The organism is Okeania sp. SIO3B5 (assembly GCF_010692555.1).
GTDB lineage: Bacteria > Cyanobacteriota > Cyanobacteriia > Cyanobacteriales > Microcoleaceae > Okeania.
In genome coordinates this window covers 1-9,769 of record NZ_JAAHHG010000386.1, presented here as the reverse complement: position 1 = coordinate 9,769, position 9,769 = coordinate 1, and the positions used below count along the sequence as shown (strand labels likewise).

Sequence of the window (9,769 nt, the reverse complement as noted above, 5' to 3'; positions counted from 1 at the left end):
ACCTCCTCTATAATTTCCATTTCTCCTGTCTTCCCCTCCACCGGAGGGGGAGGGGCGAGGGGTGGGTTGTCTCCTGTCTCCTACCCCTACCAACAGACTTTTTCAGCAAACCCCAATTAGGCTCGTAGTTGGGCTTGAGCAATAATAGTAAGTATTTCAGAGGCTCAAGCCCAACTACAAACAAAAATTTTATTATAAGTAATTATCCGAACATGATATAACTTTAAAAATTCTTACTTTTGACTTTTGACTTTTGACTTTTGACTTGAAAAGGCTTTTGACTTTTGAATTTTGACTTGAAATGGCTTTTGACTTCTAACTTGCGCGTAGCGCTATGTCAATCTTGCAAAGCAGCTAAAACTTGGTCGTGAATTATCCCATTACTAACAACCACGCCACGGTTATCAACCATCTTCGATCCATCAGCAAAATTTAACGGTTTACCATAAAGATCGGAAACACGCCCCCCAGCTTCTTCCACAACGATCGCTCCGGCAGCATGATCCCAAATATTCTCTCGATAGTTAGGAGACTTCGGCGAAGGCAAACGCAAATATAAAGCAGCTTGCCCAGATGCCACAATACCATATTTTGCTTGAGAGTCTACTCGTACAGAAGGCGCAGTAATACCCGCAGCTTTCGCTACTGCATTCTGACGGTCTTGATCGCCGTGGGAACTTTCCACACTTTCCACAAACCTGAGATTAGTAGTATCACCCGCTTTCACAACATGAATAGGAGTCAATTCACCTCCTGCTATTGGCATCATTGCTGCTCCTTCACCCCGCACCGCTACATACAGCATCCCTGGTTGATTATTTTCTACTGGCATTGCTGGGCAAGCTAACACCCCTACTTTAACTTCTCCTGCTTCCACCAATGCTAAAGCTACTGCATATTGGTCTTGACGTAAAAACCCTTTTGTGCCATCAATGGGGTCTAAAGTCCAATAACGAGGTCCGACTTTACCATTACCTTGGTTAATCCACTGTACTACCTGTTCTGGAGTAGCATCTGCTATCTGTTCTTTTACATAATTTGTTACTTTTGTCAAATTTTCTGCCATCTCTGGACTTTGTAATTCAGTGGCGTCTTCTTCTCCTACCACTGGATCTTCTGGAAAGGTCTCACCCAAGGCTTTGCAAATCAACGCTTGAGCGCCATAGTCAGCAACAGTTACAGGACTTTTATCACCTTTTTCCATTGCAGGGGGAATGTTTCCACGAACCTGTTCGCAGAGTTTTGCTGCTGCTAGAGCAGCTTCAATTGCTATTTGTTTTTCGCGTTCGTAAGCCATGAGTAGTTTTAAATTGAGTACTATTTATAGCATATTTATAACATATAATTAATAATTAATAATTAATAATTAATAATTAAATAATTCTGGTTTAAAGCCGACCCTTTTAAGGGGAAAAAAGAAATAACATTTCCTTATATTCAATTCCGTAATGGTTAAAACCCGAGGTAATTATCCATTATCAATTATCAATTAATGAAGCGAGCAGGACTACCCTTGGTTTTGGGCACTAAACTATATATAGCGCTACATATTACCAATTTGAAAAAAGAATGCTACAAAAAGGTAGACCTCGATAAGATATGCGGAAAAATGGCTAGTCCAGTTCATTTTAGATAGTTATTTATATCGTTTTTCCCTTTTTTTCAATATTTCTCCCTTCTTCCTTCTTTCTTCTTCCTTCTTTCGTAGGGACGTTGCATGCAACGTCCCTACCATTTGTAACAAACATTTATCACGCTTGGTATATTAAGGTGTTTGACATGAATAGAAGCTGAAACCCTTTTTTATTCCTCTGTTGCCTGTTGCCTGTTGCCTTATACCAATTTGAAAAAAGAATGCTATACTTAAGTTGTACTTCAATTATTAAGTAATTAACACAGATTGAATAGCTTTTTTGATAATTATTAGCTAGTTATTGTTAATTATTCTTATATTTACTTCTCCCCGACTCCCCCACTCCCCTACTCCCCCGCTCAAGAAAATGTAGCAAACATTTATCAAATTGGTATTACGCGTAGCGCGATAAGATTGACAAAAGTTTCTTGAACAAGTTCACTTAATTGTTAATGATGTTTAACTATTATTTATGATGCACAATTTCATCCCACCAGAAAGATTTTTTCCCTATCTCACCTGGCAAGATATTGAAACAATGCCAAATAAGGAAAATGTAGTAATTATTCAACCAGTGGGTTCTATCGAACAACATGGTTTTCATTTACCTATAATTGTTGATTCGGCGATCGCTACTTATGTAACAGGTAAAGCACTAGCTAAACTTGACTCTAATATTCCTGCCTATGCTTTGCCTACTCAATATTACGGTAAATCTAACGAACATTGGCATTTTCCGGGTACTATTACTCTCACCGCCCAGACTTTGATGGCAGTATTAACAGAAATGGCTGAAAGTCTCTATCGTTCTGGGTTCCGAAAATTGGTATTTTTGAACGCCCATGGCGGACAACCACAAGTTATCGAAATTGTGGCGCGAGACTTGCACCAGAAATATGAGGATTTTTTGCTATTTCCGCTTTTTGCTTGGCGCGTACCTCTCCCTAACGAAGAGTTGTTTACGCCAAAGGAAATGGAATTGGGAATTCATGCAGGAGATGGGGAAACCAGTATGATGTTGTCAATATTGCCGGATACGGTAAAAATGGATAAGGCAGTAACGGAATATCCTCAAGATTTGCCTGAAGACAGTATGTTAAGTATGGAGGGAAAGTTGCCTTTTGCTTGGTTAACGCGGGAGTTGAGCTGTAGTGGCGTGTTGGGTGATGCCAAGGTAGCGACGAAAGAAAAAGGCGATCGCCTTCTTGAGGCTTTTACTGATAGTTGGGTGCAGGTTATTAAAGACGTTTATAAATTTCGGCAGCCAAAACAAAAATCTAACTCTTGATTATTAAGTGGAGACAAGCAATACTTAGAACGGGAGCAAGATGCTCCCACTGTCTATACCACTACAATGCACTATTACCAAAAAACGATAGTCTTCAAAAGCAATATTATAATGGCAGGTCGCCTATCCCCCATCAATACAAACCACGCGTTTTTTTTCGCTCTAAGCGTGATGTTCTTAAACAAACCTCTTAAAGATATTAACTATTAACAAATAAAAATTGACTATTAAAAAAAACTCAAAATATTAATTGGGTAGATTGGAAAATACTTGCTACAAAACTATCCTTTACCAATATGTTGAAATTTTTTATAGCCAACTTAACTTGATTACGAAATCATCAAATTTCATAAGTTAATAAAAGTGAACCATGACTAATCAAACCTTCTCTAATGGCTACGCATTACTAATTGGTATCGGTGCTGATTTACCTGTTACTGTTCAAGATGCTACTGCTCTACATAATATATTGATTGATCCTAGTAAAGCAGCTTACTCAAAAGAACAAGCAGTATTACTCACAGAAACTTCAGCCACTCGTTTAAAGATTCTTGCTGCATTTGACTCATTAGCAGAACTATACAGCAGTCTAGCTCAGGCCGTTGGTTCTATGGGTTTTTATGAGTTTCGTAGACAGGCGCGAGTACAAGTGTGAGTTATACGGTTCTAAGTTAATCATTGTTGATAGATGGTTTCCTAGTTCTAAAACTTGCAGTAGGTGTGGAACTGTTAAAGAATCTCTGTTGTTATCAGAGCGCGTTTTCAATTGCGAACACTGCAATTTAAGCTGCGATTGCTCCGCAACGCTAGCGCGAACGAGATTTGAATGCAGCATTAAATTTAGCTATGGCGGGCAGTTCGTCCGTGTCAGCTTGTGGACTGGATAACGCCGACGTTGCCAGGTAGAAGCAAGAATAGAACAGATTATTTATAGAAAATCATAGATTTATGTAGACAATCATAGGTTTCTAAGAACGGTGATACGTTATTTTGCTAAAAAATTTCTGGAGTTAGAAAACCAGCTTGCTTTCGCATATATTTTGAGATACCTATTCCACTAATTTCAAATAATTTATGTTTCACTATTTCAAAAGTCCGAGTTTCTAATAACCTTTTGTTTGTTGTTCCAAATATACTAAAAATATATGAGCCAATTCCGAATCCTAAAAACTTTAAAATTTCAGAAATTCTGTTCCTTATTCCACAACCTACAAATTTTGATTACACCGATATTTTTCATACGAATAAAAACCTTAGCGGCAACCTAATAAAATTAATTGTTCAGCCTAAAATCCTTAAATATAATTTTCAATTTTCGCAGACACATATTTCAGATAATCTACTTGAGCTGCTTAAAGTAAAAAAAGTTGATGGGAAAGTTTTTGAAGATGAAAATCAACAAATTAGAAAAAACTTATCTGGACTTGGAAATGAAGAAAAAAAACTTTTGATCGAGCAAGCTCAGAAAGCTAATTATTTAACTAACCAAGTAGATTACTGGGATTTATTAAAACCTTTATTACAACCACCTCTATCATTTTATTTTTCAGATGAGTTTGATTTATATCAACCTTTAAGAGGTTATCAGCAGCAAGGAATATTGTGGTTAATTAGTCAATTTTCAGCTTTACTAGCAGATGAAATGGGTACAGGTAAAACTGTCCAAACAGTCAATGCAATACGTTTTCTTTTTAGACAAGGAAATATTAAATCTGCTTTGATAGTTTGTCCTCCAGCAGTAATTGGTAGTGTCGCACTAACTATTGAAACTGAAAAGCCAGAAGGATGGAGCGGTCATTGTTATCTTTGGACACCAGAACTTTATGTAATAATTGTTAGAGGAGGTAGTAGAAAGCGCCGTAAATTATGGGAAATACCAGCTCATATATATATTACAAGCTATTATACTCTCCCTAGAGATTTATCAGAAAATGTATTAGTTGATTTGAATAAATTTGATTGTATTATCTTAGATGAAGCTCAATATATAAAAAATAGAAACTCTGAGCGTTCTAAAGCAGTCCGCAAGTTAAATTCTAAATACAGATGGGCGTTAACTGGTACACCAATTGAAAATAGTATTGAGGATGTTAAAGCACTTTTTTCATTTATTAATCCTGATTTATTTAAGACAGAAATTAATTACTCAGATCAAGAAATTAGAAGTACTATTGAGCCATATACACTGCGTAGATTAAAGCAAGATGTTTTAAAAGATTTGCCTGAAAAAAATTGCCAAGAAGATTGGTTAGAGTTAGATGAAAATCAACAAAAGGTTTATGATGAAACTCTAAATGCTGGTCGCCAAAAGATTCAAACTATTATTAGTAATCAAGGTGAAGTTAAAAAAACTCATATATTTGTCATCCTCAACAAATTGAAGCAAATTTGTAACTTTGCCAAGGAAAAATACACCAGTCCAAAGACAGATAGATTGCTTGAATATCTTGACATAATAGTAGCGAATAATCAGAAAGTTATCATATTTTCTCAGTATGTTTCTGAAGGAGTTGATAAACTTGCAAAATTGCTAACTCAGAAAAAAATTAGGTTTGTTTTGTACAAGGGTGGAATATCTGAGCAAAACCGAAATCAAATAATTAGTGATTTTCGCAGCAAGCCGGAAATTAATGTTTTTCTGGCCACTATTCAATCTGTAGGTTTTGGTTTAACTTTGACAGAAGCTTCTTATGTAATCCACTTCGATCATCTCTGGAACCCAGCAAAGATGCAAAATGCTGAAGATAGAGCTCATAGAATTGGACAAACAAAAAGCTTAACAGTTTATAGTTTTTGGATGAAGAATACCATCGAGGAAAGGATTAAGAAGAAATTGATTGAAAAACGTTTACTTGTTGAGAATATAATCGATCCTCTTGCTGTTGAAGCAATTGAAAATTCTGTAACTACAGAAGACTGGTTAGATATTTTCGATATCGAAACTCCTCAGAAAATAAAGGCTAAATTACCAAGTCAAGAGTCTATAAAAGCACAGAAAAATCAACGTCTACAAAAGGAACTAGATAGTCTTCAAAAGCAATATGACGTATATAGTGAAAAGATAGCTACTCTCCGAGAAGATTTAGTAATTACATCTCATACTGCTCAAAAATTTGAATTAGAAAAAACAATTGAAAAGCAAGAAAGAGAAAGAAAAAAAGTGGAGGATAAAATTGAAGAATTAGAGGATAAACTTGGATACTGACTTTCAGGTATTTTTCGACCATAAAATGTCTAAGTAGGGTTTGCGTATGGAAAGTCTTTTTGCTGGGGTAGGAGACAGGAGACAGGAGACAGGAGACAGGAGAAATGGGAATTTAGAGGAGATAGGAGCTAAGTTTTGTCCCAAGATTGTTCTGCCCAACTATGCGCCTAAAATACCCTCTTTTTTGAGCGTGAAGAGCTGAAAACCAGGTACTTTTTTAGACCCCAAAAAGGCACTTGTCTTTATATGTCAATGCTTTTAGATTTAATCAGCAAGCCCTAAGTACCGCTAATAGACATCTCCAAAAATCAAAAATAAAATCAATTCTTATCCATAAATTATCAATTATTTCTCCCTGTTGCCTGTGGCCTATTTTCTGGAGATGTCTAATACTCAACACTTTCGGAACATAGCAACGATAAAACAATTTCAGCCAATTTTTGTGCCGCTCCCGGTTCACCTCTAACACTTCTGAGACGATCGCGCATTTCTGCTAATTTTTCTGGATGACTCAAAAAATCTAATACTAATTCTGCTACTGTTTCCGGTGTCAGTTTCCCTACCAACTCTGGCACAATTTCCTGTTTTGCCCAAATATTCGGCCAAGCAAACAGTTGCCCCTTGCGCAACACTAACCAATTAATTCCGGCAGCAAAAGCAGCTCCTACCCCTGGTAAGTTTGCTAACAACCCAGGCAAACCATCCCAAGCTCTCATAATATCTAGTTGTTGGGTGGGTAATAATACAATCATCGGTATTGCTAAGGAACCCAACTCAGCAGTATTAGCTCCAACTGTGGTTAAGCAAAGACGACATTGGGAAAGTAGATCGTAAGCAGGAGTGCGCGTTATTAATTCTACTTCTAAACCTGTAGGTGTAACTAATTTAGGATTTTCTGTCTCGGAGTCTGGAGGAATTAATAATTTTGCCTCAACACCACCCATTTTTTGAACTGCTGGATTTTTTTGAGAGTCGGCAAAACTGGCTAAAGTAGATAATTCCAGAGTAGGAGCAACTGGAATAATAAATCTCGTTTGCGGGCGTACTTTGTGGATATGTTGAGCGATCGCTAAAGTTAAAGGTACACCTAAAGATAACTTAGTAGGTTTCGAGCCAGGCAATAACCCAATATACTCAACAATATTTTCCTCTGTTGTTGGTAAATCTAAATTACTGGTTACTTCTGCCATCAAATCTCCCACTACTGTAAATTTTTCAGCATATTTTGATGGTACTTGAGCAGCAACTTCTGGTTTCATTACGCCAAATTTATCTATCCAGCGCCACCATCTAGCATCCCATTCAGCATAAATAACAGTACGATAACCAAGGCGTTTTCCTACCGCAACAGTAAAAAATTGGTCGCCTCCCAAAAATAAAACTATTCCCTGGGGATGCCAATGCCAATTTTCCGCCGTTTTTCCCTGAAGCAAAAACCGCCAAAAATATTCTGCGGGTTGTACTCTGTCTATTTCTGGATAGGAAAGAGCGATCGCTGCTTCTTTTCCGGTAGCATGGGGACAAGGTGAAAGAAGGACAGAAATTCGGATATCAGTATTTGCCTGTTGTCGTAACTGTTGTACAACAGGACGCACCCAAGTAACTAATTCTCCCGGGCCATTTGAGAGGATGACAATATCAATTTTTTTCATAGAGAGGTGGTAGGTTTTAGGTGATACAGCATCAATTTTTTTCATAGAGAGGTGGTAGGTTTTAGGTGATACAGCGTATTTCATATTAGTGAGGTGCACCAGTCGCGGGCAAGATGCCCGCACTACAAACACTTTACCATTTATAAGGGATAGAATAGGCGAACAGGATTTTTTTGATTTATTTTTTCTTTTTTATAGCAACCGCCATAACTGTTAGGACGCTTGAGGCCAGACAAATTCCATAGCATCCCGTAAAAACTTTAGGCAGCGACGAATTCTATAGCAACCGCCTGGTTGTTGTTTTACAATTAGTGCGAGCATCTTGCTCGCGTTATGAATCATCATAATTACCCGATCTCCTAACTATAGTAGCGGCTGCTATAAGAGACTTTCAACCTTAATTATTCGGTAAACTTGTATATTTATTCCCTGCTTGCTCCCTATTCCCTAAGAAGCTAATATACTTACTAAAGTAAACCAAATTATAGGAGAAAATCTAAGATGACAGAATTAATTGATGTGGTTAAAACCGGAGATATTTCTCAAGTAGAAACTTTGCTGAATGAAGGTACAGAGATCGATGCTAAAGACTCGGAGGGTTCCACTCCTTTAATTGCTGCTGTGGAAGCTGGCCATATAGAGATAGTTAAAAAATTATTGGCTGCTGGCGCTGATGTCAACAATAGTGATAATGATGCTTGGGTGCCTTTGATGGGTGCTGCTGGTAGTGGCGATCGGGAAATTTTAGAATTATTGTTGGATGCTGGTGCTGATGTCAATGCTACTACTAATTTTGGCTTGACTGCGCTGATGACTGCTGCTGGTAGTGGTTATATTGGTGTTGTGCAAACTTTGTTAGACCGGGGAGCAGATATCAAGGCTAAAGATAACAATAAATGGACGGCTTTGGTATGGGCAAGTTCAGAAGGTCATCAAGAGGTTGTGGAATTGCTCAAAGAGGCACGCGATCGCAATAATTAATAATTAATAATTAATAATTAATAATTAAATAATTCAGGTTTAAAGCCTCCCCTTTTAAGGGAAAAAAAAGACAATATTCCTTATATCCAATCCTCTCGGTTTTAACCAGAGGTAATTATCAATTATCCATTAATGAAAGCATATTTCAGGTAAATGGTGAAAATCTTGTGGCGCGGGCATCTATTGTCTTGTGGCGCGGGCATCTTGCCTGCGCCTGCATGATGGGTGTACACTGTATTTTAGGGAGCAGGGATGTTACATATAATGTCTCTACAGGGTTATTATTTTTTGGAGTAAATAAAAAGCTGTCAACTTTTACAGCAAATTCCAAGTATATGAAGTACAGATATTAATAATTAAATCTTCCCAGTCCGAGCATCTTGCTCGCTCAGAAGCATCTTGCTCCCGTGATTGTACCTCACCAAAGTGGAATACGCTGTATCTTTTCTCTCCAATTTAAAATCCGCTTGATTGAATAATTTTTCAATAGAATTATTAGAAGACACGGCAGTGGGAGCATCTTGCTCCCGTGGCAAATATTTCTTTAGATACTTGAAATATGTTGTATAATCTATATTTCCAAATGATATTATAAATCTCTGTTATGCTTACCTTTCAATTAAAAAAAAATATACTGCATGCAACAATTCAATCGCCAACAAATTCCTATTTTCTGTCTGATTTTTTTACCAGTTTTATTCATGGGAATTTGCATCCTCAAATATAGCGTAAATTTTCCTTTTTCTGACCAATGGCCTCTGGCTGTAATGTTTGAGAAAATCTATGCTGGAAATTTATCTTTTAGTGATTTATTTGCTCAATTCCATGAAAGTAGAAAGTTTTTTCCCAGGCTAATTTTTATCGGTTTAGCTTTTTTGACTAATTGGGATGTCAGATATGAAATGTTGGTGATATTTCTGTTGATTTGTGTTGTTTCTTTCAATATTTATTGTTTAAATAGGTTGACTGTTAGGGCGAGTCTTTTTACTCAATTTTTGCTCTTGGAAATA

The 9,769-nt window shown here is 37.1% G+C and carries 7 protein-coding genes and 1 pseudogene; 6 read left to right on the top strand and 2 right to left on the bottom strand.

The window, feature by feature from the left end:
- Positions 1-337: 337 nt before the first annotated feature.
- Entirely contained in the window at positions 338-1,297 is a 960-nt protein-coding gene (locus tag F6K54_RS32780; RefSeq protein ID WP_293087395.1) for a 3'(2'),5'-bisphosphate nucleotidase, read from the bottom strand.
- An 811-nt stretch (positions 1,298-2,108) separates the two neighbouring features.
- Here F6K54_RS32780 and F6K54_RS32775 point away from each other — a divergent pair.
- The 4 genes from F6K54_RS32775 to F6K54_RS32760 all read left to right on the top strand — a co-directional run bounded on the left by F6K54_RS32775 (position 2,109) and on the right by F6K54_RS32760 (position 6,126).
- Positions 2,109-2,921: a creatininase family protein gene (locus tag F6K54_RS32775; RefSeq protein ID WP_293087397.1), complete on the top strand. Its 813-nt coding sequence runs from the start codon at positions 2,109-2,111 to the stop codon at positions 2,919-2,921.
- Positions 2,922-3,291: 370 nt separating this feature from the next.
- Positions 3,292-3,576: a hypothetical protein gene (locus tag F6K54_RS32770; protein WP_293087394.1), complete on the top strand. Its 285-nt coding sequence runs from the start codon at positions 3,292-3,294 to the stop codon at positions 3,574-3,576.
- Positions 3,542-3,808 (top strand): transposase, encoded by a 267-nt coding sequence (locus tag F6K54_RS32765; RefSeq protein WP_293087392.1) that lies wholly within the window; start codon positions 3,542-3,544, stop codon positions 3,806-3,808. The genes F6K54_RS32770 and F6K54_RS32765 overlap by 35 nt, the downstream gene beginning before the upstream one ends.
- Before the next feature lie 560 nt (positions 3,809-4,368).
- Entirely contained in the window at positions 4,369-6,126 is a 1,758-nt protein-coding gene (locus F6K54_RS32760; protein WP_293087390.1) for an SNF2-related protein, read from the top strand.
- A gap of 386 nt (positions 6,127-6,512) precedes the next feature.
- Here the strand turns inward: F6K54_RS32760 and F6K54_RS32755 are convergent, their stop codons facing one another.
- Positions 6,513-7,823 (bottom strand): lipid-A-disaccharide synthase, encoded by a 1,311-nt coding sequence (locus tag F6K54_RS32755; RefSeq protein WP_293087388.1) that lies wholly within the window; start codon positions 7,821-7,823, stop codon positions 6,513-6,515.
- Between the two features lie 456 nt (positions 7,824-8,279).
- On the opposite strand from F6K54_RS32755, the gene F6K54_RS32750 reads away from it, so the two are divergent.
- Complete coding sequence (locus F6K54_RS32750) at positions 8,280-8,759, top strand: ankyrin repeat domain-containing protein (RefSeq protein WP_293087386.1); 480 nt, start codon at positions 8,280-8,282, stop codon at positions 8,757-8,759.
- Between the two features lie 638 nt (positions 8,760-9,397).
- Positions 9,398-9,769, top strand: a pseudogene (locus tag F6K54_RS32745) (hypothetical protein); the annotation flags it as partial.

Coding starts and splice junctions, on each gene's coding strand:
- F6K54_RS32750 (WP_293087386.1), top strand. CDS start 8,280: ATGACAGAATTAATTGATGTGGTTAAAACCGGAGATATTTCTCAAGTA.
- F6K54_RS32770 (WP_293087394.1), top strand. CDS start 3,292: ATGACTAATCAAACCTTCTCTAATGGCTACGCATTACTAATTGGTATC.
- F6K54_RS32755 (WP_293087388.1), bottom strand. CDS start 7,823: ATGAAAAAAATTGATGCTGTATCACCTAAAACCTACCACCTCTCTATG.
- F6K54_RS32765 (WP_293087392.1), top strand. CDS start 3,542: ATGAGTTTCGTAGACAGGCGCGAGTACAAGTGTGAGTTATACGGTTCT.
- F6K54_RS32775 (WP_293087397.1), top strand. CDS start 2,109: ATGCACAATTTCATCCCACCAGAAAGATTTTTTCCCTATCTCACCTGG.
- F6K54_RS32780 (WP_293087395.1), bottom strand. CDS start 1,297: ATGGCTTACGAACGCGAAAAACAAATAGCAATTGAAGCTGCTCTAGCA.